The 26,200-nt window shown below is 30.1% G+C and carries 22 protein-coding genes; 15 read left to right on the top strand and 7 right to left on the bottom strand.

All coding sequences use genetic code 11. The annotated features are described in order from the left end of the window. The 12 genes from CPEL_RS07360 to serC all read left to right on the top strand — a co-directional run bounded on the left by CPEL_RS07360 (position 1) and on the right by serC (position 12,929). Positions 1-762: an HAD-IIA family hydrolase gene (locus CPEL_RS07360; protein WP_044599277.1), complete on the top strand. Its 762-nt coding sequence runs from the start codon at positions 1-3 to the stop codon at positions 760-762. Beyond that, positions 759-1,832 carry a chorismate mutase / prephenate dehydratase gene (locus CPEL_RS07355; RefSeq protein WP_044599276.1) on the top strand — a complete coding sequence of 358 codons (1,074 nt, stop codon included), beginning with the start codon at positions 759-761 and terminating at the stop codon, positions 1,830-1,832. Before CPEL_RS07360 ends, CPEL_RS07355 begins: the two co-directional genes overlap by 4 nt. Continuing rightward, positions 1,822-2,913, top strand: a complete 1,092-nt coding sequence (gene hisC, locus CPEL_RS07350; protein ID WP_044599275.1) for a histidinol-phosphate transaminase — start codon at positions 1,822-1,824, stop codon at positions 2,911-2,913. Before CPEL_RS07355 ends, hisC begins: the two co-directional genes overlap by 11 nt. A 13-nt stretch (positions 2,914-2,926) precedes the next feature. Further along, positions 2,927-4,612 carry a flagellar basal-body MS-ring/collar protein FliF gene (gene fliF / locus CPEL_RS07345; RefSeq protein ID WP_044599274.1) on the top strand — a complete coding sequence of 562 codons (1,686 nt, stop codon included), beginning with the start codon at positions 2,927-2,929 and terminating at the stop codon, positions 4,610-4,612. After that, positions 4,612-5,640, top strand: a complete 1,029-nt coding sequence (gene fliG / locus CPEL_RS07340) for a flagellar motor switch protein FliG (protein ID WP_044599273.1) — start codon at positions 4,612-4,614, stop codon at positions 5,638-5,640. The genes fliF and fliG overlap by 1 nt, the downstream gene beginning before the upstream one ends. A gap of 3 nt (positions 5,641-5,643) precedes the next feature. Further along, positions 5,644-6,465, top strand: a complete 822-nt coding sequence (gene fliH, locus CPEL_RS07335) for a flagellar assembly protein FliH (RefSeq protein WP_044599272.1) — start codon at positions 5,644-5,646, stop codon at positions 6,463-6,465. Then, a complete protein-coding gene (gene dxs / locus CPEL_RS07330; RefSeq protein ID WP_044599271.1) occupies positions 6,462-8,288 on the top strand; it encodes a 1-deoxy-D-xylulose-5-phosphate synthase in 1,827 nt (608 codons plus the stop codon). Before fliH ends, dxs begins: the two co-directional genes overlap by 4 nt. Before the next feature lie 81 nt (positions 8,289-8,369). Then, a complete protein-coding gene (gene perR / locus CPEL_RS07325; RefSeq protein WP_044599270.1) occupies positions 8,370-8,783 on the top strand; it encodes a peroxide-responsive transcriptional repressor PerR in 414 nt (137 codons plus the stop codon). Between the two features lies 1 nt (position 8,784). Next, positions 8,785-9,972, top strand: a complete 1,188-nt coding sequence (locus tag CPEL_RS07320) for a CYTH domain-containing protein (RefSeq protein ID WP_148308789.1) — start codon at positions 8,785-8,787, stop codon at positions 9,970-9,972. Between the two features lie 7 nt (positions 9,973-9,979). Beyond that, positions 9,980-10,681, top strand: a complete 702-nt coding sequence (ubiE, locus tag CPEL_RS07315; protein ID WP_044599268.1) for a bifunctional demethylmenaquinone methyltransferase/2-methoxy-6-polyprenyl-1,4-benzoquinol methylase UbiE — start codon at positions 9,980-9,982, stop codon at positions 10,679-10,681. After that, entirely contained in the window at positions 10,678-11,841 is a 1,164-nt protein-coding gene (gene xseA, locus CPEL_RS07310) for an exodeoxyribonuclease VII large subunit (protein ID WP_044599267.1), read from the top strand. Before ubiE ends, xseA begins: the two co-directional genes overlap by 4 nt. Positions 11,842-11,852: 11 nt before the next feature. Next, a complete protein-coding gene (gene serC / locus CPEL_RS07305; protein WP_044599266.1) occupies positions 11,853-12,929 on the top strand; it encodes a phosphoserine transaminase in 1,077 nt (358 codons plus the stop codon). Between the two features lie 61 nt (positions 12,930-12,990). Here the strand turns inward: serC and kcuS are convergent, their stop codons facing one another. Together kcuS and CPEL_RS07295 are read right to left on the bottom strand one after the other, a co-directional pair. Further along, positions 12,991-13,182 (bottom strand): KCU-star family selenoprotein, encoded by a 192-nt coding sequence (gene kcuS, locus CPEL_RS07300; protein ID WP_044599265.1) that lies wholly within the window; start codon positions 13,180-13,182, stop codon positions 12,991-12,993. After that, on the bottom strand, positions 13,176-15,284 hold the full coding sequence (locus CPEL_RS07295; RefSeq protein ID WP_044599264.1) for a carbon starvation protein A, large variant: 2,109 nt from the start codon (positions 15,282-15,284) through the stop codon (positions 13,176-13,178). The genes kcuS and CPEL_RS07295 overlap by 7 nt, the downstream gene beginning before the upstream one ends. A gap of 212 nt (positions 15,285-15,496) precedes the next feature. Here CPEL_RS07295 and uvrA point away from each other — a divergent pair, with 212 nt between their 5' ends. After that, entirely contained in the window at positions 15,497-18,310 is a 2,814-nt protein-coding gene (uvrA, locus tag CPEL_RS07290; protein ID WP_044599591.1) for an excinuclease ABC subunit UvrA, read from the top strand. 7 nt (positions 18,311-18,317) lie between these two features. Next, the gene (locus tag CPEL_RS07285; RefSeq protein ID WP_044599263.1) at positions 18,318-20,060 is read left to right on the top strand and encodes a tetratricopeptide repeat-containing glycosyltransferase family protein; all 1,743 of its coding nucleotides are present in this window, start codon (positions 18,318-18,320) and stop codon (positions 20,058-20,060) included. Positions 20,061-20,063: 3 nt separating this feature from the next. On the opposite strand, the gene CPEL_RS07280 is transcribed toward CPEL_RS07285, so the two are convergent. From CPEL_RS07280 to trpB, 3 genes are all read right to left on the bottom strand, one after another. Next, positions 20,064-21,653, bottom strand: coding sequence for a disulfide bond formation protein B (locus CPEL_RS07280; RefSeq protein WP_044599262.1), 1,590 nt, complete (start codon positions 21,651-21,653; stop codon positions 20,064-20,066). Between the two features lie 10 nt (positions 21,654-21,663). Next, positions 21,664-21,831: a hypothetical protein gene (locus tag CPEL_RS09200; RefSeq protein WP_158100222.1), complete on the bottom strand. Its 168-nt coding sequence runs from the start codon at positions 21,829-21,831 to the stop codon at positions 21,664-21,666. 92 nt (positions 21,832-21,923) lie between these two features. Next, complete coding sequence (gene trpB / locus CPEL_RS07275) at positions 21,924-23,099, bottom strand: tryptophan synthase subunit beta (RefSeq protein WP_044599261.1); 1,176 nt, start codon at positions 23,097-23,099, stop codon at positions 21,924-21,926. A 276-nt stretch (positions 23,100-23,375) separates the two neighbouring features. Between trpB and CPEL_RS07270 the strand changes: the two genes are divergently transcribed. Next, positions 23,376-23,819: a YqaA family protein gene (locus tag CPEL_RS07270; protein ID WP_044599260.1), complete on the top strand. Its 444-nt coding sequence runs from the start codon at positions 23,376-23,378 to the stop codon at positions 23,817-23,819. On the opposite strand, the gene CPEL_RS07265 is transcribed toward CPEL_RS07270, so the two are convergent. Then, the gene (locus CPEL_RS07265; RefSeq protein WP_044599590.1) at positions 23,775-24,779 is read right to left on the bottom strand and encodes an inosine-uridine preferring nucleoside hydrolase family protein; all 1,005 of its coding nucleotides are present in this window, start codon (positions 24,777-24,779) and stop codon (positions 23,775-23,777) included. The two genes, CPEL_RS07270 and CPEL_RS07265, sit on opposite strands and share 45 nt — an antisense overlap. Beyond that, the gene (locus tag CPEL_RS07260) at positions 24,779-26,134 is read right to left on the bottom strand and encodes an MFS transporter (RefSeq protein ID WP_147575257.1); all 1,356 of its coding nucleotides are present in this window, start codon (positions 26,132-26,134) and stop codon (positions 24,779-24,781) included. The genes CPEL_RS07265 and CPEL_RS07260 overlap by 1 nt, the downstream gene beginning before the upstream one ends. Positions 26,135-26,200: the final 66 nt, after the last annotated feature.

Genomic DNA, 26,200 nt, shown 5'->3' with positions numbered 1-26,200 from the left:
ATGCTTTTTTTAGATGTGCAAGGAACTTTGATTTCAGATTATGATAAAAGTCCTATAAATGGTGCTTTAGAACTCATTAAAACTTTAAATAAAGAAAAAATTCCTTATATGATCATTACTAATAACACAAAAAAATTGGATTTTTTAGATTATCTTCAAAATTTAGGTTTTGAAATTGATAAAAAAGTTTATATTGATCCTTTTTGTGTGTTAAAAGATTATTTAAAACCTTGTAAAATAGCAGCTTTTGGTGCAAAAGAATTTTTAGATTGTGTGCAAATGTTAGGTTATGAGCTTGATTATGAAAATCCAAAAGCATTTTTAATAGCAAGTTATGATGATTTTAAATTTCAAGATTTTGCTAAAATGATTGCTTATGCTAAAGAAGGAGTGCAAGCTATTGCTATGCATGAAGGCAGTATTTATAAAAAAAATTCAATGCTTTATCCAGGAGTTGGAAGCATTATGGCTATGCTTAAAAATGCGTGTGAATTTGAATATAGTGTTATTGGAAAACCTAGCAAAGCTTTTTATGAAAGTGCCTTAAATTTATTAAAAAAACAAGATGAAAATGCAAGCTTTGAAAAAATTTTAATCATTAGTGATGATTTTAAAGGCGATTTATTAGGAGCTTATGAGCTTGGTATGCAAACAGCTTTAGTTTTAAGTGGTAAAATTTCTAGCACAAAAAATTTAGATACAACAAAACTTAATTTTGTTTATGATAGTATAAAAGACTATTATATAATGAGGTTTTTATGAAAGATTTGGAAAATTTACGCAATAAAATAGATGCAATAGATGATCAAATTCTAAATTTGCTTAATGAAAGAATGCTTTATGTAAAAGATATTGGCACTATTAAGCAAAATTTAGGAGGAAGTATTTATAGACCTGAGCGTGAAAGAGCGATTATTAATAGACTTAAATCATACAATCAAGGCATACTTGATCAAAATGCAATTGAAGCAATTTATCAAGAGATTTTTGCTGTATCAAGAAATTTAGAAATGCCTCAAAGTATTGCTTATTTAGGACCTGAAGGAAGTTACACTCACCAAGTAGCAAGAAGTCGTTTTGGAGCAATGAGTCGCTATATACCCTTAGCGACTATTGAAGATGTTTTTAAAGAACTTAACAACAAAGAAACAAAATATGCAGTTGTGCCTGTAGAGAATAATACAGCAGGTGCAGTAGGTATAACACTTGATTGTCTTGGAAAATATGAAGATGTAAAGATTTTTGCTGAAATTTACATGGATATACATCATTCTTTTGTGAGTATGAATGAGAATTTAAAAGATATTAAAAGAATTTATTCTCATCCACAAGGCTATAATCAGTGTAGGAATTTTTTAGAAAGTCATGGCTTAGAAAAGGTAGAATTTATAGCAAGTAAATCTACTGCTAATGCAGCTTATTTAGCTTCGCAAGATATTAATGGTGCTGCAATATGTTCAAAAATTGCTGCAAAACTTTATAATGTGCCTATTTTATTTGAAAAAATCGAAGATAATCTAGCAAATCGCACAAGATTTTTAATATTAAGTGATATAAAAATTCCAAAAATGCCACATTGTAAAACTTCTATTTTAGCATTAACTGCACATAAACCTGGTGGACTTAGTGATTTATTATATGAGTTTAAAAAAGAAGGTATTAATCTTACAAAATTAGAATCACGGCCTATAAAAACACGAGAATTTATCCATAGTTTTTATATAGATTTTCAAGGGCATATTGACGATGAAAATGTCCAAAGAGTATTGCAAAAAGCAGAAAATGTTAAATGGCTTGGTTCGTATTTATCAGGAGAAAATAATGAGGTTTAATCCTTTTTTAGATGCTATAAAAACTTATGAAAGCGGTAAAGATATAGATTTAATTGCTAAAGAATATGGCTTAAAAGAAGTTATTAAGCTTGCTAGCAATGAAAATCCTTATGGTACAAGTAAAAAAGCTAAAGAAGCCATTATAAATAATGCACATTTAGCTCATTTATATCCTGATGATACTATGAGTGAATTAAAACAAGCACTTGCACAAAAATATGATGTTTTAAATGAAAATATCATCATAGGAAGTGGAAGTGATCAGATTATAGAATATATAGTGCATGCAAAACTTGATCATTCTAAAGCATATTTGCAATGTGGAGTTAGTTTTGCAATGTATGAAATTTATGCAAAACAACTTGGAGTAAAAATTTATAAAACCCAAAGTAAAACACATGATTTAGAGCAATTGTATGATCTTTATCAAAAACACAAGAGCGAAATAAAAGTAATTTTTTTATGTTTACCAAATAATCCTTTGGGTGAGTGTTTAGATGCAAGTGCAGTTTTTGAGTTTTTAGAAAAAATTGATGAGGATTGTTTAGTGGCTATTGATGGAGCCTATAACGAATTTGCTTCATTTAAAGATAGTAAAAAACATATTAATCCAAAAAAATTAATCAATAAATTTTCAAATTGCGTGTATCTTGGAACTTTTTCTAAGCTTTATGGTTTAGGAGGTATGAGAGTGGGCTATGGTATAGCGTCAAAAGAGATTATTAATGCATTTTATAAAATAAGAGCTCCATTTAATGTGACAAATTTAAGTTTAAAAGCCGCTGTTGCAGCATTGGATGATGAGGAATTTATTCAAAAAACTTTGGAAAATAATTTTACACAAATGAAACTTTATGAAGATTTTGCTAAAAAATATGAAATAAATTTCATACAAAGTTATACAAATTTTATAACTTATTTTTTTAATGAAAAAAATAGCACAGATTTATCTGAAAAAATGCTTAAAAAGGGTATAATAATAAGAAATTTACAAAGTTATGGTTTAAATGCTGTGCGTATAAGCATAGGAACAGCATATGAAAATTCTAAATTCTTTAAGGAATTTTCTGAAATTTTTTAATTACAGGAATTAGATGGATTATAAAACTATACTGCACCAAGTAGGTCAACTTTATCAAAATTTAAGCTTAAGACAACGCATTATAATTGCTGCTTCTATCGTTGTTGTGGTTGGGTTTTTAGTGTTTTTAACTCTTTTTAGAAGTGGTTCTAGTGTTGCAAATGATGCTGGATATTCTGTATTGTTTGAAAATGCAAATACAACAGATTCAGCAATGATTGTTACTCAACTTGAAAAAAGTGGAGTGCCTTATATTTTACGCAATGAAGGAACAATTTTAGTTCCCAATGAACAAGTTTATAAACAGCGTTTGGCTATAGCTTCGGCTGGATTACTTCCAAAAGATAATAAAGTCGGATTTGAGCTTTTTGATAAACAAGAATTTGGAGCTACAGAAGCTGAGCAAAAGGTAAAATATCAAAGAGCTTTAGAAGGAGAGCTTGCTAGAACCATAGAAAGCTTAGAGCCTATTCATAGTGCAACTGTGCATATTGCTTTTGCCAAAGATACACTTTTTACTCAGCAACAAGTTCCTCCTACTGCTTCAGTAGCATTAACGGTTAAAGATGGATTAAAGCTTAATAAAAAACAAATTATGGGTATAAAAAACTTAATCGCTTCTTCTGTGACTAAGCTTACTCCTGAAAATGTCAAAATTATGGATCAAAAAGGTATTCCATTAGATGATGAGGAAGGTTTTGCAGATGATTTAATTGCAGCACAAATTAAATACAAAAGAGATCAAGAGTATGAATTAGAGCAAAAAATTGTCGCTGCTATTGCACCTTTTGCGGGTGGTTATGATAGAGTAGTTGCAAAAGTTAGTATTGATTATGATTTTTCCAAAGAACAATCTCAAAGTGAAATTTATGATCCTAATACGGTTGTGCGAAGTGAGCAAACTTTAGAAGAACATAGGGAAGGTTATAAAGATAAAGAAATTCAAGGCGTTCCAGGAGCGGTTTCAAATATCGGTCCAGTAGAAGGTTTAGATGATAAAGGCGCGCGTGAGGTTTATACTAAAAATCAAACTACTACTAATAATGAAATTTCTAAAAAAATTACCAATACCACAAAACAATTTGCTACTATTAAAAGAATTTCAGCTGCTGTTGTAGTAGATGGAAAATATAAAGTAATTACAGATGATCAGGGTAATATTACTAATGAGTATATTCCTTTAAATGATAAAGAGATTCAAGCTGTTGAAAATCTTACTAAAGGTGCTATAGGATTTAATCTTGCAAGAGGAGATGCGGTTGAAGTAAATAATTTAGAATTCCATAAAACCGCTAAGGTTGAAAATAAAGTTCAAACATTTTATTCTAAATTTGTAGAACCATTTATTCCTCCTGTTAAGTATGTTTTTGCAGCTATTTTGCTTTTTATATTTTACAAAAAAGTTATTGTTCCATTTTCTCAAAAAATGCTTGCAGATATTAAACTTGAAGAAGAAATGGAAGGCAAAGATGGCCAAGTTATTGACGATGCTGAAGATGCAATTGAAAAATTCAACGCAGCGCGTAGAAAAGTTGAAGAACAACTTGGCTTTGGAGATAATTTTGATGAAGATGCTTTACAATATGATGTCTTACTTGAAAAATTAAGAGGCGTAGCTAATGAAAAAGCTGAAGAGGTAGCATTGCTTTTACAAAAACTTGTTGAAAATGAAGCAGAATTTGGTGAGAAGGATATTTAATGATAAAGCTTAGCGAAGAACAAAAAATGGTTTATGATGACCTTTCTATGCCAGAAAAGGTTGCGATATTTTTAATTCAACTTGGAGAAGATGTAACTACGGTTTTATTTTCTCATATGGATATTAATGTAATTACTGAAATTTCTCGTTATATTGCTTTAGCTAAAAATGTTGATAAACCAGTAGCAACTGCTGTATTGGAAGAATTTTATACTTTGCTTCAGTCTAATCAATATCTAAAAAGTGGTGGTTTAGAATATGCCAAAGAAATCTTATTTAGAACATTTGGTCCAGATATTGCAAATAAAATTTTGGAAAAACTTACAAAAAGTATGGAAAATAACCAAAATTTTGCTTATCTTTCTCAAATTAAACCACAACAGCTTGCTGATTTTATTATTAAAGAGCACCCTCAAACTATTGCACTGATTTTAGCACATATGGAAACTACTCAAGCAGCAGAGACTTTAGAATTTTTTAGTGATGAGTTAAGAGCTGAGGTTGTAATAAGAATGGCAAATCTTGGAGATATTTCTCCTTCTATTATAAAAAGAGTTTCAGCTGTGCTTGAGAGTAAGCTTGAATCACTTACTTCTTATAAAGTTGAAGTGGGTGGTCCAAGAGCGGTTGCTGAAGTTCTTAATCGCTTGGGACAAAAAGCATCTAAAACCACTCTTTCATATATTGAACAAAGTGATGAAAAACTCGCAACTACTATTAAAGATTTAATGTTTACTTTTGATGATATTTCTCAACTTAGCACTAATGCAATTAGGGAAGTTTTAAAAGCTGCTGATAAGCGTGATTTAATGATAGGCTTAAAAGGTGCAAGTGAAGACTTGAAGCAAAAATTTATGGCAAACATGTCAACGCGTGCAGCTGAAGCATTTGTTGAAGAAATGGGCTTTTTGGGTGCTGTGCGTGTAAAAGATGTTGAAGAAGCACAAAGAAAAGTGGTAGAAGTGGTGCAAAAGCTAGCCGAACAAGGTCTTATCCAAGTGGGTGAGGCTGATGAGATGATAGAGTAGAACATGGCTAAATTAAACAATGTAATTTCAACAAATAATATTACCAATCATGTGGTAGAAAATTATCATTTTAAAGTTATGAGTGAAATGACTTTAAATGAAGAAAATAAAAATGAAAATTTTCAACAAAGTCCACAAACAACTACTGAAAATGCAACAACAGCAGTTTCTCAAGTATCAAATGATGTAGAAGAAATACCACCAGTTCAAAACCAAGCACCTCAAATTCAACCAGATTTTGTGGAAGATTTACTAAAAAAAACAGATGAAATGTCTGGGAATATTATTAAACTTCAAATGCAAATAGAAAGTCAAGAAGCTGAATTTAATAATCGTTTAAATTCAGAATTAGAACATGCAAAGGAAAAATTTACAAAAGAAGGTTATGAGCAAGCACAAAAAAATTTCGAAAGCGAACTTGAAGATTTAAAGAGTAAATACCTAAAAAGTATAGAAAAATTAGAAGCAACTATACAAACTTTGGATAATTTTTTACTTAAAAATGAAAAAGAGCTAGCAGATACAGCAGTGATTATAGCAAAAGAAGTTATAGCAAAAGAATTAGAAGAAAATTCTGCCTCAATAGCGTTAAATTTAGCAAAAGAACTTATGAATGAACTTAAAAATGCAACTAAAATAGAATTAAAATTAAATCCTGATGATTTTGAATATGTAAAAATGCATTTACAAGATCAAAATAATATTAAATTTAGTCTTGATGATGCGATTAATAAAGGTAGTATTTTAGTGCTTAGTGATGCTGGCAATATAGAATCAAATCTTAATAATCGTTTGCAAAAAATTAAAAACATGGCAAATGAATGATAGAATTAAGTAGCTTAGATATTAAAAACATGCAAATTAAAGAACTAGAAAATTTGGCTAGTTATTTGCGTGAAATCATCATAGATACTGTGAGTAAAAACGGCGGTCATTTATCATCTAACTTAGGAGTAGTAGAACTTAGTATAGCTATGCATTATGTTTTTGATCATAAAAAAGATCCTTTTATTTTTGATGTATCCCATCAATCTTATGCACATAAACTTTTAAGTGGCAAGGCTTCAAAATTTCACACATTAAGGCAACTAAATGGACTTAGTGGTTATACAAAACCTGATGAGGGAGATTATTTTGTAGCAGGACATTCTAGCACTTCTATATCTTTAGCAGTTGGGGCTTGCAAGGCTATAAATTTAAAAAATGAAGAGCGTTTGCCTGTGGTTTTAATTGGTGATGGTGCATTAAGTGCTGGCATGGCTTATGAAGCTTTAAATGAACTTGGAGATAGGGAATATCCTTGCGTGATTATTTTAAATGATAATGAAATGAGCATTTCAAAACCAATAGGTGCAATCTCTAAATATTTATCTCAAGCTATGGCAACGCAGTTTTATCAAAAATTTAAAAAACGCATAGAAAATCTTTTAGAATACTTTCCTCAAGGGGCATCTTACATGGCTAAAAGATTTGAAGAAAGTTTAAGATTAATCACTCCAGGACTTTTGTTTGAAGAGCTGGGACTTGAGTATATTGGGCCTATTGATGGACACAATTTAAGCGAAGTGATTAATGCACTAAATCAAGCAAAAGCTATGAAAAAACCTTGCGTTGTTCATGCTCAAACCATAAAAGGTAAAGGCTATGCTCTAGCAGAAGGAAAGAATGCTAAATGGCATGGAGTAGGTGCTTTTGATATAAATAGCGGAGAGAGTTTAGGTAAAAATGCTAAAAAAAGTGCTACTGAAATTTTTTCTTTAAATTTATTAGAACTTGCAAATAAATATGAAAATATAGTCGGAGTAACCGCAGCTATGCCAAGTGGCACTGGAATGGATAAATTAATAGAAAAATATCCTAATCGTTTTTGGGATGTTGCAATAGCAGAACAGCATGCTGTAACTTCTATGGCAGCTATGGCAAAAGAAGGATTTAAGCCTTTTATAGCAATTTATAGCACTTTTTTACAGCGCGCATATGATCAAGTGATACACGATTGTGCTATTATGAATTTAAATGTAGTTTTTGCTATGGATAGAGCTGGAATTGTAGGCGAAGATGGTGAAACGCATCAAGGAGTATTTGATATAAGTTATTTAGCTCCTATACCAAATTTAACCTTGCTTGCTCCAAGAGATGAAAATATGATGAAAAACATAATGGAATATTGTTATTATCATAAAGGACCAATAGCTTTTCGTTATCCAAGAGGAAATTTTTTATTAGATGATGAATTTGAAACTTGTAAAATTAAATTTGCTAAGGCTGAAATTTTATTAAATTCGCAAAGTGATAGAGTGTTTTTAGGATTTGGTCAAGGAGTGGGTAGGGCAAAATTAGTATTAGATCGATTGGGTGGAGATTATGCGTATTTGGTAGATTTAATCTTTGCAAAACCATTAGATGAGGATTTGCTAAAAGAATTAGCAAAAACAACAAAAATTTGGTTTGTTTTTTCAGATAGTGCTAAAATAGGTGGTGTAGCAAGTTTGATAATGAATTTTTTGCAAAAAGAGAGCTTAACTCATATAAAAATAATAAGTTTTGAATATGATGATGCTTTTATTTCTCATGGAAAAACAGCTGAAGTAGAACATTTTTTGGAAAAAGATATACAATCTTTATGTGATAAAGTAAAACTTTATTAAAAGATAAAAAATATCTTTTAATATAATTATATTTTTATAAAAAAAGCGTTATACTTTTGGAAAAATTTATAGGAGAAATTGATGGAATTAATGCAAATGTTAAAAAATTGTGATTTAAAAGCAACTCCTCAAAGACTTTGTATCTTAAAAATTTTAAAGCGTCATGAACATCCTAATATTGATTCTTTGTATGAAAGTATTAAAGAAGAATATCCTTCTATTTCTTTGGCAACTGTTTATAAAAATTTAAATACCTTAAAAGAACAAGGTTTGGTGGTAGAGATTAACACTCCTAATCAAAAAACATGTTATGATATTTATGAATATCCACATATTCATGTAATTTGTAGTAAATGTAATCATATAGAAGATGTTTGTTATGAGGAAAGTGGTTTAAGCAAATATCAAGAAGAGCTTGAAAGAAAAATTGGCAATATTATTGACTATTTAGGTGTATTTGCTCATGTAAATGGCTGTAAAGCATGTAAAAAATAAAATGATTTATGAAATTCAACGAAGGTTTTTAATTTCAAGTGATGATTTTCTAGAAATTTTAAAAAAAGAAAATATTGCTTATTCTAAAGATAAAATACGCGTTTATTATACGCGTATTAGTCCTTTTTGTGATATAAAATATAAAAAAATAAATAAAAATTATTATCAAAGCTCATATTATAAATTACAAGAATTATTAGATAAAAAAATAAATAAAATAACAAAAAAAGAATTTAAAAAACATTCTAAAAAACTTATCAACAAAGCTATAGATAAGATAAAAATTAGCTTTGAAATAAATGGGTTAAAATTTTATATTTATCAATTTAGACATTTTTTAAAAGATTTGGTCATTTTAAAACTCGTATTTTATTCCTTTGAGCATGCTAAAAATTTCTCTTTACCTTATTTTATCAAGGAATATAAAGAAATAACAAATGATGAAAAATTTTATTCAAAAAATTTAATTTTATATGGCGATTTTTCCAAAGTATTTAATGCTATTAGATGTATTAATTTTTTGGAAAAACAAAATGATATAGAATTAGTTTTTCCAAGTCAAATTCAAAGTTTTCAAGCTGGTAAAATTTTGTTATATACTATTTTAAAGTCATTAAAAAAAACCAAAGATCAATTTGTAAAAAACCCAAATTTATATAATTTAGAACAATTTTGTATTAATTTAGATAAATTAAATATGTTTTTTACTTTATTTGATAATTTTTTTGAAATAAATATTCAAACAAAATTTCAAAAGTATTTTTTAGATTTAAAATCCCAAATTTTATTAGATCAAGTAGATATTTTAAGTTTAGAAAAATACACTACCTTGCTAGTTTGTGATGAAAATAGTAAGATATTTTTTGATTTAGAGATTATTTTAAGAGATGATAGTATATTTTTTCAAGGTTTAAAAGAGCAAATTTTAAAACGCTTGGTGGCTTTTAAATTGCGTAAGGAATTAGTTTTTTTAAAGAAAAAAATTATAAAATCACAAACTAATCTTGAAGAAGAATTTGATAAAATACAATTTTTGTTATTTTATTTTGCAACAATGTTTGAAGAAGAAGATATTAAAAAATTAAATTTTTATTTCAAGCATAAAAAATTGAAAAAAATTCTTTTAGAACCGAAGAAAATGATTCAAAAAATAAATAAAAGTTCGAAAATCTTAAAAATATACAATTAGGATAAGCATGCAAAAGCAAGAAAAAATAGTTAAAATGTTTGATGATATAGCACCAACTTATGATAAAGCCAATAGAATTTTAAGTTTTGGAAGTGATGTGAGTTGGAGAAAAAAAGCTTGTATGAGTGTTTTTAAATTTTGCAACAATGAACTTGATATTGTTGATGTAGCTTGTGGAACGGGCGATATGATTATAGAATGGCAAAATCAAGCCTTAAAAGTAAATAAAAATATTACTAGTATAAAAGGGGTTGATCCAAGTGCAGGCATGCTTGAAGTAGCTAAGAAAAAAATCCCTAAAGCAAGTTTTATACAGGCAAAAGCACAAGAGCTTCCACTTGAAAGTGAAAGTGCAGACATCATAAGTATAAGTTATGGTATACGCAATGTAGTAGATAGAAAAGAAGCTATAAAAGAATTTGCAAGAGTATTAAAAAAACATGGAATTTTACTTGTGCTTGAATTTACAAAAAGAGAGCAGGGTGGTTTTATAGCTGCTTGTAGAGATTTTTACTTAAAAAATGTTTTACCAAAAGTGGGTGGATTTATCAGTAAAAATTATAGTGCTTATGAGTATTTACCAAATTCGATAGATGATTTTTTAAGCAAAGAAGAATTTATTAAAGAATTGAGTGAACATTTTGAAATGCTAGAGTATAAAAGCTTTAGTTTTGGTGTTTGCTCTATGTTTATTGCAAGAAAAAAATGAAAGTTTCAGAACTTAATTTAAAAGCTAAAAGTTTATTAGAATTTCATCTTGATGATATAGAGCTTAGTGGAGAAATTTCTAAAATTACCATTCATAGTTCAGGGCATTGGTATTTTGACTTAAAAGATGAAAAATCAAGCATAGCTTGTGTGATGTTTAAAGGGTTTAATCAATTTGTTCAAGCTAAACCAAAAGTTGGTGATATGCTTGATCTTAGAGGTTATGTGAGTTTATATGAGGCAAGTGGTAGGTATCAATTTATTGCCAAAAGTATGCAAAAAACAAGTCTTGGGGATTTAGAAGCTAAATTTTTAGCTCTAAAAGAAAAGCTTGAAAAAGAAGGCTTATTTGATGTAAATGCTAAAAAAAGTATTGTTAAATTTCCTAAAAAAATAGGTATAATCACTTCTTTTACATCAGCTGCCTTGCAAGATATGTTAAAGTTAATTTCACAAAAAGAATACAATCTTTGCAAAATAACTATTTTTAATGCTCTTACTCAAGGACAAAGTGCTCCAAATTCTTTAATAAATGCTTTAGAAAAAGCCGATGGATATGGCTTAGATGCGATTATTTTGGCAAGAGGTGGTGGAAGTAGAGAAGATTTGTTTTGTTTTAATGATGAAGAACTTGCAAGATGTATTTTTTCTTTAAAAACGCCTATTGTTTCTGCTATTGGACATGAGATTGATTATGTTATTAGTGATTTTGTAGCAGATTTAAGAGCACCAACTCCAAGTGCGGCTATCAATATGATTTTTCCTGATAAATTAAGTTTAGAACAAGGACTTGATGAGCTTACTATGCGTTTTAAAAACCAAATGCTAAATCATCTTAAATTTTATCAAAACAAAATCGATCATTTGCAAAATTTAGCCAAAGCTAAGTCTTTAGAAAATGCTTTTTTTCTTAGAAAACAAAAACTTGATTTTTTACAAAGCCAACTAAAGAGCGTTTTAAATTTAAAATTATTAAATTATGAAAATAAGCTTGATAATTTTGAAGAACTTTTAACTCAGCATAAAAATTTCTTTGATAAAAGTAAAAATTTGATAAATTTACAAAAAGATGGCAAAAATATCTCTCTTGAAAAACTAAAAAAGGGAGATATTATAAAACTTTGCTCAATAAATGAGAGCAAAGAAGCCCAAATACTATAAAAGGAGACAAAATGAGAGTGATGAATTTTAGTGCAGGTCCTTCAAACTTGCCTGATGAGGTTTTAAAAGAAGCACAGGAGCATTTGTTTGATTATCATGGCAAAGGCTTTTCTATTATGGAGGTTTCTCATCGTGGAAAGGTTTTTGAAGAAGTGCATTTTGAAGCCATTAAAATGGCAAAAGAACTTTATGGTGTAAATGATGATTATGAAGTGCTTTTAATGCAAGGTGGGGCTAGTTTGCAATTTGCTATGATACCTATGAATTTATATATGGGTGGAGTTTGTGAATTTGCTAATACGGGAGTTTGGACAAAAAAAGCTATCAAAGAAGCTGAAATTTTAGGAGTAAATACAAAAATAGTAGCAAGCACTCAAGAAAGTGAGTTTGATCATATCCCACAATTTGAATTTAGCGATAATGCAGATTATGCTTATATATGCTCTAACAATACCATTTATGGAACTCAATACAAAAGCTATCCAAAAACCAAAAGTCCTTTGATAATTGATGCTTCTAGTGATTTTTTCTCTAAAAAGATAGATTTTTCTAATATTGCTATGCTTTTTGGTGGAGTGCAAAAAAATGCGGGAATTTCTGGACTTGCTTGTGCATTTTTGCGTAAAGATATGATAGAGCGTAGTAAAAACAAAAATATACCTAGTATGTTAAAATACAGCGTTTATGCTGAAAATAATTCTTTATTTAACACGCCTGCAACCTTTGCCATATATATGTTTAATCTTGAAATGAAATGGCTTTTAAATCAAGGTGGCTTAGATAAAATTAATGAGCAAAACATACAAAAGGCTAAAATTTTATACGATGTGATTGATGAGAGCAATGGTTTTTATAAAGGCCATGCTAAAAAAGAAGATAGATCGTTAATGAATGTTAGTTTTAATATAACTCATGATAAAAGCTTAGAACCAGTTTTTGTAAAAGAGGCTGAAGAAAATGGCATGATAGGCCTTAAAGGACATAAAATTTTAGGCGGAATTCGTGCTAGTATTTATAATTCTATCAGCATTGAAAAGGTTCAAAGGTTAAGTGAATTTATGAAAGCTTTTGCTAAAAAACATGCTTAGATTTTTGGTGATTTTCACCAAAAATCTTTTTGTATAGTAAAACTTTACTCTTTTATGTTTATCAGCATTTTCCTAGGCCGCTATTATATTTTTTTTCAAGAAAATCCTTAAAAAATTCTTTTCTTGATTTGCATGGTGCTTGAGGATGCTTTTCTTTCATATGTTCAAGATATTTATCATAGCTTGCAACTCCAACTAGGGGATGAAAAAACCTTTCGGATTTTTCATACCATGTTTTTAGTTTCTTTAGCATATATTTTCCTTTTTTAGTGCTATATAAGGACTTTCTTTTAAAGGAATGTTTAATTTTCTAGTGAAAATTCCTAAGCAAGAAATAATCACCAATAAAGTTGTAATCATAAAAAATACACAAAGTATTGCATTAACAAGGTTGGAAGTTTTAGCTTGCGAAGCTAGTTTTAAATCTTTTTTAATTTGCTCAATTTGTGTTTGATCGGTTGTTTGCTCTAATTTTAAATTCAAATCTTTTATTTTTTGAGCATTAATTTCAACAGCAGCAACATGGCTTACAGCATTATGCACCTTATCACCTTCTTTATAAGGAAGCACTTTTTGAATTCCTCCATAAAGGGTTGCAATCAAAACAAAAGTAGCAGGAAGTAATGTTACCCAAGTGTATTTAGCTTTGCCCATTTTAAATAAAATTGCACTAGCTAAAAGTAAGGCCATACCGGCAAGCATTTGATTGCTTACGCCAAAAAGCGGCCATAGAGAGTAAATTCCGCCCTTTGGATCAATGGCGCCTTGATAAAGAAAATACCCCCATCCTGCTACGCTTAAAGCAGTGGCAAAAATACCTGCAAAAGTGCTATTAATATTTCCTAAAGGTTTATATACATTACCCAATATATCTTGAGCCATAAATCTGCAAGCTCTTGTTCCTGCATCAACTGCAGTTAAGATAAACAAAGCTTCAAATAAAATAGCAAAATGATACCAAAAGCCCATTAAATTTACCCCGCCAAAAAGTTCATGCAAAATTAAAGCCACACCTACAGCAAAGGTTGGTGCTCCACCAGTTCTTGAAAGTATGCTTTGCTCTCCTATGTTAGTAGTAAGGGTTGTAATTTCTTCAGGTGTTATTTTAAAGCCCCAGCTAGAAATAGTAGCAGCTGCATTTGCAACATCAACTCCTATAGCAGCTGCAGGAGAATTGATAGCAAAATAAAGCCCAGGATGTAAAATACAAGCACAAATTAAAGCCATAATCGCTACAGCACTTTCCATAAGCATAGAACCATATCCTACTGCTAAAGCATGTGTTTCATTTTCTAGCATTTTAGGAGTAGTTCCGCTTGAAATTAAAGCATGAAAACCACTTATAGCCCCGCATGCAATGGTGATAAATAAAAATGGAAAAATAGCTCCAGCAAATACAGGCCCACTTCCATCTAAATATTGAGAATTAATTTTTGGCATTTGCAAATCAGGTGCTACAACAACAATAGCCAAAGCCATTACCACAATAACGCCTATTTTTAAAAATGTAGATAAATAATCCCTTGGAGCAAGTAAAAACCAAACAGGTAAAATTGCAGCTATAAAACCATAAGCCATCATTATAAGAGCTAGGGTTGGAGCACTAAGTGTAAAGACACTAGCCCAATAAGGATCAGCTGCTATTTCACTACCATAGTGTATTGCAAGTATAAGAAGTATAAAACCTATCACAGAAGCTTCGCCTACTTTTCCAGGTCTTAAAAATCTCATATAAATTCCCATAAAAATAGCAATAGGTATAGTCATAGCTATAGTAAATAATCCCCAAGGAGATTCAGCCAAGGCTTTAACAACAACCATTGCTAAAATTGCTATGATAATTAGCATAATGCCAAAAATAGCAAGCATTGCAACACCACCGGTAAATTTGCCAAGTTCATCTTTTATCATTTCGCCTAAAGATTTTCCGTTACGGCGTGTTGAGATAAATAAAACAACAAAATCATGCACCGCACCTGCTAACACCCCACCTATTAAAATCCAAAGCATAGAAGGTAAATAGCCCATTTGAGCAGCTAGTATAGGTCCTACTAAAGGGCCAGCTCCTGCAATTGCAGCAAAATGATGCCCAAAAAGCACAATTTTATTTGTAGGAACAAAATCGCAACCATCATTTTTAACTACAGCCGGAGTTGATCTGTTTTGATCTAACTGCAATACTTTGTAAGCGATAAATCTACCATAAAATCTATATCCAATGATATAGATACATAAAGCAGCTATGACAAGATAAATTGCCGAAATGCTTTCACCATTTTGAAGGGCTAATACTCCAAAACAGCAAGCTCCTATAATGGCTACAAAAAACCATAATATTTTATTTGTAATGCCCATTTTAATCCTTTATTTTTTGTATTAGTTTTTAGTGTATCGTAGTTTTGCATTTTATGATTATTTAGATAATCTAATATAAACATATATTACAAAATGTAACATAAATTAAATTTATATTTACTAAAATAAAATACTTTTACAAATATTTGAGCATGTTTATTTTAAATACTTGTGATAAAATATTAGTTTTTAAATTAATTTGGGATAGTTGTATGAATGATAAAATTACTATTATTGGGGCTAAAGAGCATAATTTAAAAAATATAAATTTAGAACTTCCTAAAAATAAACTTATTGTTTTTACAGGGCTTAGTGGAAGCGGTAAATCAACCTTAGCTTTTGGAACACTTTATGCAGAAGGACAACGCCGTTATATAGAAAGTTTGAGTGCTTATGCAAGGCAATTTTTAGACAAGGTTGGTAAGCCAAATGTAGATAAAATCGAAGGCTTAACTCCTGCTATAGCTATTGATCAAAAAACTACTTCAAAAAATCCTCGCTCCACGGTGGGAACTATCACTGAAATTTATGATTATTTAAGATTATTATATGCAAGGATTGGGGTGCAACATTGCCATCAATGTGGTAAAAAAATCTCATCTATGAGTGCAGCAGATATTGTAGGAGAAATTTTAAAACTTCCAAAAGGTGCAAAAATCATCATCTATGCCCCTCTAATCAAAGAAAAAAAAGGAAGTTTTGCTGATCTTTTGGAGAATTTAGTCGCAAAAGGCTATGTTAGAGCTCAAATTGATGGAGTTTTAACGCGTCTTGATGAGGATATTGAGCTTGCTAAAACTAAAAAACACACTATAAAACTTGTAATAGATAGACTTCAAGTACAAGATGATATGCTAGCAAGACTTGCAAGCGATATAGAAAAAGGCCTTAGTGAAAGTTTTGGTGAAGTAGAAATAGAAGTGTTAAATAACGAAGAATTAAATATACCTAAGCATTTTCATTATAGTGAGCATAATGCTTGTTTTGATTGTAAAATTTCTTTTCCTTTGCTTGAGCCTTTAAGTTTTTCTTTTAACTCTCCAAAAGGTGCTTGTCCAAGTTGTGATGGCCTTGGTATAAGATATACACTTGATATGAAAAAAATAATCAATGAAGAATTAAGCTTAGAAGCAGGAGCTGTTAAGCTTTTGTATGGATTTAATAAAAGTTATTATTATAAATTTTTAATGGCCTTTTGTGAGCAAAATGATATAAGGGTAAAAATTCCATATAATGAATTAAGCGAAGAAGAAAAGCGTTTAGTGCTTTATGGCAATGTAAAAGAAATTAATTTTTTATGGAAAAGACATAGATTAAACCGCAAATTTGAAGGTGTTATAAAATATGCTTATGAAATGTTAAAAGATGAAAAAGATTTAAGCGAGTATATGAGTGAGAAAATTTGCAAAGATTGCAAAGGGCATCGTTTAAGAGCTGAGAGTTTAGCTGTTAAAGTGGCGGATAAAAATTTAGGCGCAATTTTAGATATGAGTATAGAAAACACCACAGCTTTTTTCTCTAAAAAAGAAAATTTTGCTTATTTAAGTGAGCAAGAAAAAATAATTGCTAAACCTATTTTCAAAGAAATCAACGAAAGATTATTTTTTCTTTATGATGTGGGGCTTGGGTATTTGTCTTTGGGAAGGGATGCAAGGACAATTAGCGGGGGAGAAGCACAAAGAATTCGTATAGCTTCTCAAATTGGCAGTGGATTAAGCGGGGTGATGTATGTTTTAGATGAACCAAGCATTGGGCTTCATGAAAGAGACACTGCAAAACTGATTAAAACCTTAAGAAGTCTTCAGCAAAAAGGCAATACTTTAATCGTAGTTGAGCATGATAAAATGACTATACAAGAGGCTGATTTTATCGTAGATATAGGACCAAATGCGGGTAAATTTGGTGGAGAGATTGTTTTTAGTGGAACTTATGAAAAATTGTTAAAAAGCAAAAGCCAAACAGCACTTTATATGAATGGTAAAAAACAAATTGCACACCAAAAACACCGAAAACAAGAAGATTTTATTAGCCTAAAAGATGTGAGTATTAATAATATCCATAATTTAAGTGTAGATTTTCCTTTGCGTAATCTAGTGGCAATTACAGGAGTTTCAGGAAGTGGAAAAAGTTCTTTGATTTTGCAAACCTTGCTTCCATTTGCACAAGAGGAGCTTAATCGTGCTAAAAAAGTAAGAAAATTAAGTGGTGCTAAAATAGAGGGTTTAGAAAAACTTGATAAGGTGATTTATCTTGATCAAAGTCCTATAGGACGCACTCCGCGTTCAAATCCTGCTACTTATACAGGTGCAATGGATGAAATTCGTAATCTTTTTGCAGCCACCAAAGAAGCTAAAATGCGTGGGTATAAAGCGGGGCGTTTTTCTTTTAATGTTAAGGGTGGAAGATGCGAGAAGTGTAGTGGGGATGGAGAGATTAAAATAGAAATGCATTTTTTACCTGATGTGATGGTAACTTGTGATGTGTGCCATGGTAAAAGATATAATGATGCAACCTTAGAGATTAAATACAAGGGAAAAAGTATAGCTGATGTTTTAAATATGAGTATTGTAGAGGCAAATGAATTTTTTGCTTCTGTCCCAAAAATAAGACAAAAATTAGATACTTTGGTTAAAGTTGGGCTTGATTATCTAACCTTAGGCCAAAATGCAACGACTTTAAGCGGTGGGGAAGCTCAGCGTATAAAATTAGCTAAAGAATTAAGTAGAAGTGATACAGGAAAAACGCTTTATATACTTGATGAGCCTACAACAGGACTTCATTTTGAAGATGTAAATAAACTCATTTTGGTTTTGCAACATTTAGTGGATTTGAAAAATTCTGTTTTTGTGATTGAGCATAATTTAGATGTGATAAAAAATGCTGATTATGTTATAGATATGGGGCCAGAAGGTGGAGTTAAAGGGGGTAAGGTTATTGCTAAGGGCAGTGTAGAAGAGCTTGCTAAAAATCATAAAAAAAGTGGTTCTTATACGGGGTATTATTTAAATTTAGAATTAAAAAGTTAGGAAAAATATGCTAGATCAAATTTTATACGCTTATGTCAATGAAGATTATGAAAAATGTTTAGCTTATAGCCAAGCGTATTTACAAGATGATCCAAAAAGTGCTTTAGAATATGCTAGTTTAGCTTCTTTTAAAATGCAAGATTATGATAAAACCATTTTTTACACAGAGCAAATTTTTAAACAAAGTCCTACTACTTTTTTTGGTTTAATTCTTGCAAAATCTTATTTGGCAAAGTCAAGATTTGATGAGGCTTTAAAGCTTTTAAATATTCTTTTAGAACGCAAAGATTTATTAAATAATGAAATCATGTTTGAGTTAGCCTTCGTGTATAAGAGTTTAGGAGATTTTTATAAGGCAGAGGAAATGTTTTTGGCTTTATTAAAAGAGCAAGAATATAATCTTAATCTTTGGAAGCATTATGCAGAGCTTTATTTTAAATCAGATTATGCTAAGAGTTTAAAATTGCACGATCAAATTTATACAATAGCTCAAGAAATGATTGCAAAATTACAAAATCAAAAAAATTCTAACAATAATCAAAATTCTAGCTTAAATTTAGAAGATAGGCTTTATGCAAAAACAAAAGAAAATGCAGATATTGAAAAAATAAAAAATTTTATTTATAAGCAAATTTTGCCCCAAAAAGCTTATTTGCTTTTTAAACTTTATGATTTAGAGAATTCTTTGAAATTGTATGATTTTTTACAAGAGTATAATCAAGATAATGCAGCGTTTTGGCAAAATTACGCTAAGGCTTTGGAATTTTCAACCAATTATCAAGAAGCTTATGAAGCTTATTCTAAAGCATTAAAATTACATTCTCATGCAACTTATGCTTTTGATCTTGCTTATCTTTTAATGCGCGTTGGTAATTTTGAAGAAGGTGTTAGAATGTATGAGAGCAGGCTTTTTTATGCTAATAGCCAAACTTTTTCTGCACATCATTATAATCAAAGTTTGCAAGCTTTTAATAAATTGGGAATAAAAGCTTTTGAAGATAAAAACATTCTTGTATTTTGCGAACAAGGTTTTGGCGATACTATTATGTATTCAAGGTGTTTGCAAAAATTATCTCAAATTGCAAAAAAAGTTTTATTTGCTCCTCAAAGTGCTATGTATAGGCTTTTTAAAAATTCTTTAAAAGATACGCAAATTTTGCAAAATTTTAAAAACATGAAAGTTTTAAAAGATTTTCCTGCTGAGTTTGATTTTGCAATACCAATTTGTTCTTTACCTTTGTTTTGTTCTATTAGTATGGATGAATTAAGCACTTTAAAAACACCTATAAAAGCTCTTGAAAAAATTAATAATAAAAAGAAAAAAATAGGAATTTTTTGGTTTACTCCTAGTGCTTATGATAGTGATATTGCAAGGAATTTGGATTTGGATTTTTTGTTAAATAGTTTAAAAGATTTACCTTTTGAATTGGTTTCTTTTCAAATACAAGGTGATTTTAATTTGCCTAAAAATATAGAAAATAGGGCTAAGCTGATAAAAGATTGGGAGGATACTTTTAATCATTTAGCTGATATTGATTGTGTTATTAGTATTGATAGTGCTATTGCACATTTATCTTTAGCTTTGAAAATACCAACTATAGTGCTTTTAGCGCCTAGATTTGATTGGAGGTGGGGAAAATTTGAAAGCCCTAAAAGTGCTTTTTGGCCTGATGCAAATTTATTGGTTTTTGGAGCATATGAACAAACCAAAAAGCAACTCCAAGAGCTTGTTAAAAATATTTTAAAATAAAAATCACAAAGGATTTTTATAAGTTTTTATCACATCCTTTTTGTCATTTGTGCGATCTAGGATATAAATAACATCATTTTTTATGGCTAAAGATTTTGGATTATCAAGCCCTTTAATCTCATAAACATCAATTATCTTTGCCTTTTTATAATCAATTACAAGCAAGCTACTATAGTTTAAACTTAATGCTAACATTTTATCTTTGATAATATCTGCACCAACTATATAATAATCATTAATATCTCTGCCTTCTTTAAGTTTTAAGTTTTTATCAACTTCAAGTATTTTTTCTCCACTTAACAAATAATCTTTAGTGCTTGCATAAGATAAAATGATTTTTTTACTAAATTTATTTGGAACCGTGATAGTATAAAGAAATTCTTCATCATTAGCATAAGCGTGTACATAATTTTGCTTTGCTCTTATTGTTAAAATGTATTTTCTTGAAGGTTCAAACCAATTCTCGTTTTTTTTGGTAAAAAATGCAGGTGCTATATTGCCACTAGTTTCTTTAAAACTTTGCCATTCTAGCATTTCATCAATAGGTTCATTTGTTTTTTTGGTTCCTGTAAAAGTTTTATTTGCTGCTCCAATTACAAATTTATTGCCTATAAAAGTAGCATCGACAATATATCTCATATCGTTTCCATTTGTTTTATCAAATAAAACAAAGCCATTTGATTGTTTAAAATCTTTAGTGTATGCTACAGCCATTTCGTTGCTTACAAGGGCAAATTCATCGTTATTTTTATCATAAGCTATGGCGTTAATATGTTTGAAATTTTTTAATTTAGGTATTTGTATTTCATAAGTATTTAACGCTTCTATGTTTTTTGAAATTTCAAAAGCTCCATTTGTAGCATTTTTGTCGAAAGTTAATTTTTTTGGTTCTACTAAATCTTTGATAAAAACATCTTCTGGAACATTTTTGCCTAAAAGATTAAATTTACCAAGTCTTCCCCAAACTTCTGTAGTCCATGTTTTGCTCATAATGCTCATATCAAAAGTTAAGCGATCAGGGTTTGATTTTCCTGTATAAGGAGGCAAGCCATTGATGATTAAAGCTTGAAAAGCATTAGAACACACTACTATAAAAGATATAATAATAACAAATTTTGAATAAGTATTTAAAGATTTAACTTTAATTTCTTTATTTGCTAAATCTTGCATCATAGAACTATTTTTTCTTATAAATAACAAAGCAAGACCCATTACAATTACAACAGCCCAATACACCACAACAGCCCAAGTATAAGTATGTGCTCCTACTAATTTATCCCCTAAGCCTATACCAATGTCTCTTTGCCACCAGCTAGCTGTATGACGAATCCCCATATAAATTCCATACCCTGCGAATAAAAATACACAAACGATATATTTTATTTGAGGTCCATATCGCAATATAAGCATTCCAAGAACACCAATTACAATCATGCCAATACGCTCAAACCAACAAAGCGTGCAAGGAGATTCATTGTGAAAATATCCTAAATATATATTTGCAAATCCTACTGGTATAGCCAAAATAAGTAAAACAGCAGTTGTCATAAAAAAGTAAAAATATTGATCATTTTTGCTTAAAGAGGTATTCATAATTATCTCCTTACCAATTACCACTTGGGATAATAGAGTCAAAACTTGCCACTAAATACATAAAATAATTCAATAAAGCCCCACAAAGAAAAATTCCAAAAATTAATTTTTCTTTTTCTGGTTTAATAAGTATTAGCAAAATAGAAATTGCTAATAAAACTAATATGCTAAATTCCATATTAACTCCTTTTTTATTTATATTTGATAAAATTTTATTAAAAAAATGTTAAAAATTATCTTAACAAAAAAGGAGTTATTGGAATTTAAAAATTAACCATAAATTTCGCCTTTTTTATATTCATAAATACTTTGCATATCTTTATCGCCTCTACCTGAAAGATTTACAACTATCACACTTTTTTTCTTTAAAGTAGGGCAAAGTTTTTCTAAGTATGCTAGTGCATGTGAGCTTTCAATGGCAGGTATAATGCCTTCTTCTTTGCATAATAATTTTAAAGCATTAATACACTCATCATCACTAATAGCATGATAACTTGCTCTTTTACTCTCTTGTAAATATGCATGCAAAGGCCCTATCCCAGGGTAATCAAGCCCAGCAGAAATGCTAAAAGTATGAGCAATGTTGCCTTTATCATCTTGTAAAACTTTAGTTTTCATACCATGGATAATACCTTCTTTACCTTTAGTGAGTGTAGCTGCATGATAAGGTGTATCTTTACCCAAACCTGCTGCTTCAACGCCTATGAGTTTAACTTTTTCATCTTTTAAAAATGCATGAAAAATTCCAGCAGCATTGCTACCACCTCCAGCTGCTGCTATGATGTAATCTACTTTTTTATTGAATTTTTTAAGTTGCATTTTGCATTCTTTACCGATAATGCTTTGAAAATGTGCAACAATTTGTGGATAAGGATAAGGCCCTACCACACTTCCTACTACATAAAACACATCTTTTGTGTTTTTAACCCAAAAATTTAAAGCTTCATTTACTGCATCACTTAAGGTTTTGCTTCCACTTTCTACTGCGTGAACTTTTGCCCCTAAAAGTTCCATTTTATAGACATTTAAGGCTTGTCTTTGAACATCAATAGCTCCCATAAATATCTCACACTCAAGTCCTAAAAGTGCTGCTGCAGTAGCGGTTGCAAGTCCATGTTGTCCTGCTCCAGTTTCTGCAATAATTTTTTTCTTATTCATTTTCTTTGCCATTAAGGCTTGAGCTAGAGCATTATTGATCTTATGAGCTCCCGTGTGAGTTAAATCCTCTCTTTTTAAATAAATTTCATGATTATAAAGCTTGCTTAAATTTTTAGCATGATACAAAGGCGTAGGCCTTCCTACATAATTTGCTAAAAGTTCTTTTAATTTTGTGTTAAAATCTTTATCTCTTTTGAATTTTATAAAAGCTTTTTCTACTTCGTCTAATGCTATTTTTACTTCATTTGGCACAAATTGCCCACCAAATTTTCCATAATATTTTTTCATAGTATTTTCCTTGAAATGATTAATAATTTAAAATCAAAAATGATCAACTAAAACTAAAAATGTAAAATAAAAAATGATTAAAATTGTAGTAGCAGGCTTAACGCCAAGAAAAAGAAGCTTTGTTAAAAGAGTATTCTAAATTTGATTTAGAAAATTTTTTCCTTTCCATGATTTTCCTTTTTAAGAATTGTCAAAAAGACTTTACATTCTAAGATAATTATTATTAAAAATTCTTTAAAATTTATAGGCTGCAAATAAATACTAAGAAAGTTTGTAATGTTTGATTTTTTATATAATGATTTAAGCTATATAGGGCTTTTTATAGTATGTTTTCTCTCCAGCACGCTTTTGCCTATGGCTAGTGAGGCTTTTGTGCTTGTTTTTGTGAAATTAGATTTTAATGCTTATATGGTCTTATTTGTTGCAAGCTTGGGTAATACTTTGGGTAGTTTAAGCACCTATGCACTAGCTTATTTTGGAAAGAGTCAAATTCTAGAAAAATATTTTAAAAATTCTTTATGCAAATTAGAAAAAATCAATGCAAATTTTAAAAAATTTGGCTTTTTATATGCTTTTTTTACTTTTTTACCTATAGTGGGAGATCTTTTTGCATTAGGCCTTGGCTTTGCTAAGTATTCTTTTATAAAAGCAAGTATTTTTATAGCCTTGGGTAAATTAAGTCGTTATGCTTTTGTAATTTTCATAGCAAATTCCATTTAAAAGTCTTGATTTTAAAAGATTTAAAAGCTTAGTATTATCAACATCTTTTAAAACTTTTATGGTGTTTTTAAATTTATAGTTTTTCATAGGCATTTTTGCATCTTTAAAACATCTTATAGTGCTTCCTCTAGCAAAGGTGCTATCACAAATTACATCTACTAAATACTCATCAAAATTTGCTAAATTTGGATCAAGCATATAAGCAATAGTTAATGCATCGTGTATCCATGTGCCATTTGTACCTCTTGTTTTGCTTGCATAATCAATCCAAACTCTTAAAGTTTGAACCAAAAAATCACAAAGAGGATTTTGATTTTCTAAAACATTTAAATCTTCATGTGTGAGCATAGTTTGCATTGTTGCATTATAAGGAACAAGTGTGATTTTAGCTTTTGAGTTTAAAACTATGCTAGCAGCTTCAGGATCAAAGCCAAAATTTGTATCTTTGATATGATAAGGCATATCAAAACTTCCACCCATAATAAAAATTTCTTTCACATTTTTATCAAAATCTTTAAAAAGCTTCATAGCTATGGCTATATTTGTTAAAGGCCCTATAGCACAAATTGAAATTTCACCTGGATTTTGCATAATGAGCTCACCCATTTTCATACAAGCATTTGGATTTATGTTTTCTAAGATTTTTATAGGTTTTATATGATCCCAAAGATGAGTAAGTTTAAATTCTTCTACACTTTTATCTAGTCTTTGTCTCCAAAAATGTCCATCTTCATATAAAGCTTCATGAGCACCTAAATACAAAGGTATGTCTAGATTAAGCTTATTTAATAAATCCTTAGCAACACTATAAGCGGTTAAAGCTTGCACATTCCCACTTAAAGTACTAATCATTTCAAGTTTGATTTCTTTGGAGGCTAAAATAAGCCCAAGGGCTAAACCATCATCAGTATTAGCCCCTGCTATGCCATTGCCTATATCAGTGTCTAAAATAAGGCGTATCATATGGCATCTTCTATTAAATTTAAATCCCTACCTCTAGTTTCTGGTGCAAAGAAAGTTGTGATAAAACCAATTCCTGCAGTAATAACAAAATACAATGCTATTGGCCACCAAGCACCATAATAAGCAAGTAAAGCTGAAGCTATCATAGGAGCAGTTCCTCCTGAAAGTATAGAGCCAAATTCTTTTGCTAGTGCCATTTTAGTATAGCGATTTTTTGCTCCAAAAAGCTCTACACCCCACGCAGCTTGCACACCAAAAATTCCTAAAGATGCCAAAGACATACCTACGATGATAGTTAAAATTACAATAATTTCATTTTTGCTATCAAGTAACATAAAAGCAGGAAAAGCATAAAGCATTAAAAGCAAGCAAAAGGTTCTATAGGTAATGCGTCTTCCGAATTTGTCGCTTAAATACCCTGCTAAAGGTATAACCAAAAACCCTACTAAAGAAGCGATAACAACAGCAGTTGTAGCCACTGATTTATCAAGAAGTAAAATTTTAGTTACATAACCTACTATAAAGCCTTGTGCAAGATAAGATGGTCCGTTTTCTCCTATTCTTATACCTACCATAGTCCAAAATGCACGACTTTTTTGCCAAAAAGTTCTTTCATCTTTTTTCATATGAGTTTCATTTTCATGACGAATTTTTAGCATTAATTCTTTTTGTTTTTCAAAAACGGGAGTTTCTTTTACATTTAAACGCATATAAACAGCAAAAAGCGCTATGAAAATACTTCCTATAAAAGGAATTCTCCATCCCCACTCTTTAAAACTAGCATCATCCATACTTGTAACTAAAAGCCATACAAAAGCTGCAAGCAAGGTTCCGCTATTTGATCCAAGGGCTATGATAGAAGAGATTAAGCCTCTGTGTTTGCTAGGGGCGTATTCTCCAAGCATAACTGTTCCACCAGAAAGTTCAGCACCAGCTCCAAAGCCTTGCATAAAACGCAAAATAACTAAACATATAGGGGCCCAAATTCCAATTACTGCATAACTTGGTATAAAACCAATCAAAGTAGTTGAAATACCCATTAATGCAATGGTGCTCATCAATACATTTTTTCTTCCATATTTATCTCCTAAATATCCAAAGAATAAAGCCCCAATAGGTCTAGCGATAAAACCTATACCATAGGTAACAAAACTAAGTAATAATGCTATAACAGGAGTTTGTTCAGGAAAGAAAACTTCTGAAAAAACAGTAGCTGCAGCTAAGCCATAAAGTGCAAAATCTGCATATTCCATAGCAGTTCCTAGCCAACACGAAAACACAGCCTTTTTAAAGGCCTTTTTTCCTTGTGGAGTTTGAAAATTTTCATCGGCAATTGATTTTGTTTGCAAGATTAAACCTTTATAATAATTTTTAAAATGATAATTTTACCCATAAATGCTTAAAATGCAAATTTACAC

The organism is Campylobacter peloridis LMG 23910 (assembly GCF_000816785.1).
Lineage (GTDB): Bacteria > Campylobacterota > Campylobacteria > Campylobacterales > Campylobacteraceae > Campylobacter_D > Campylobacter_D peloridis.
Note: the sequence above shows the minus strand (reverse complement) of the source record. Positions and strands in the feature narration are given on the sequence as shown.

Bases quoted from the DNA above. Each gene is read 5' to 3' on its own strand.
- CPEL_RS07360 (WP_044599277.1), top strand. From the start codon at position 1: ATGCTTTTTTTAGATGTGCAAGGAACTTTGATTTCAGATTATGATAAA.
- CPEL_RS07355 (WP_044599276.1), top strand. From the start codon at position 759: ATGAAAGATTTGGAAAATTTACGCAATAAAATAGATGCAATAGATGAT.
- hisC (WP_044599275.1), top strand. From the start codon at position 1,822: ATGAGGTTTAATCCTTTTTTAGATGCTATAAAAACTTATGAAAGCGGT.
- fliF (WP_044599274.1), top strand. From the start codon at position 2,927: ATGGATTATAAAACTATACTGCACCAAGTAGGTCAACTTTATCAAAAT.
- fliG (WP_044599273.1), top strand. From the start codon at position 4,612: ATGATAAAGCTTAGCGAAGAACAAAAAATGGTTTATGATGACCTTTCT.
- fliH (WP_044599272.1), top strand. From the start codon at position 5,644: ATGGCTAAATTAAACAATGTAATTTCAACAAATAATATTACCAATCAT.
- dxs (WP_044599271.1), top strand. From the start codon at position 6,462: ATGATAGAATTAAGTAGCTTAGATATTAAAAACATGCAAATTAAAGAA.
- perR (WP_044599270.1), top strand. From the start codon at position 8,370: ATGGAATTAATGCAAATGTTAAAAAATTGTGATTTAAAAGCAACTCCT.
- CPEL_RS07320 (WP_148308789.1), top strand. From the start codon at position 8,785: ATGATTTATGAAATTCAACGAAGGTTTTTAATTTCAAGTGATGATTTT.
- ubiE (WP_044599268.1), top strand. From the start codon at position 9,980: ATGCAAAAGCAAGAAAAAATAGTTAAAATGTTTGATGATATAGCACCA.
- xseA (WP_044599267.1), top strand. From the start codon at position 10,678: ATGAAAGTTTCAGAACTTAATTTAAAAGCTAAAAGTTTATTAGAATTT.
- serC (WP_044599266.1), top strand. From the start codon at position 11,853: ATGAGAGTGATGAATTTTAGTGCAGGTCCTTCAAACTTGCCTGATGAG.
- kcuS (WP_044599265.1), bottom strand. From the start codon at position 13,182: ATGCTAAAGAAACTAAAAACATGGTATGAAAAATCCGAAAGGTTTTTT.
- CPEL_RS07295 (WP_044599264.1), bottom strand. From the start codon at position 15,284: ATGGGCATTACAAATAAAATATTATGGTTTTTTGTAGCCATTATAGGA.
- uvrA (WP_044599591.1), top strand. From the start codon at position 15,497: ATGAATGATAAAATTACTATTATTGGGGCTAAAGAGCATAATTTAAAA.
- CPEL_RS07285 (WP_044599263.1), top strand. From the start codon at position 18,318: ATGCTAGATCAAATTTTATACGCTTATGTCAATGAAGATTATGAAAAA.
- CPEL_RS07280 (WP_044599262.1), bottom strand. From the start codon at position 21,653: ATGAATACCTCTTTAAGCAAAAATGATCAATATTTTTACTTTTTTATG.
- CPEL_RS09200 (WP_158100222.1), bottom strand. From the start codon at position 21,831: ATGGAATTTAGCATATTAGTTTTATTAGCAATTTCTATTTTGCTAATA.
- trpB (WP_044599261.1), bottom strand. From the start codon at position 23,099: ATGAAAAAATATTATGGAAAATTTGGTGGGCAATTTGTGCCAAATGAA.
- CPEL_RS07270 (WP_044599260.1), top strand. From the start codon at position 23,376: ATGTTTGATTTTTTATATAATGATTTAAGCTATATAGGGCTTTTTATA.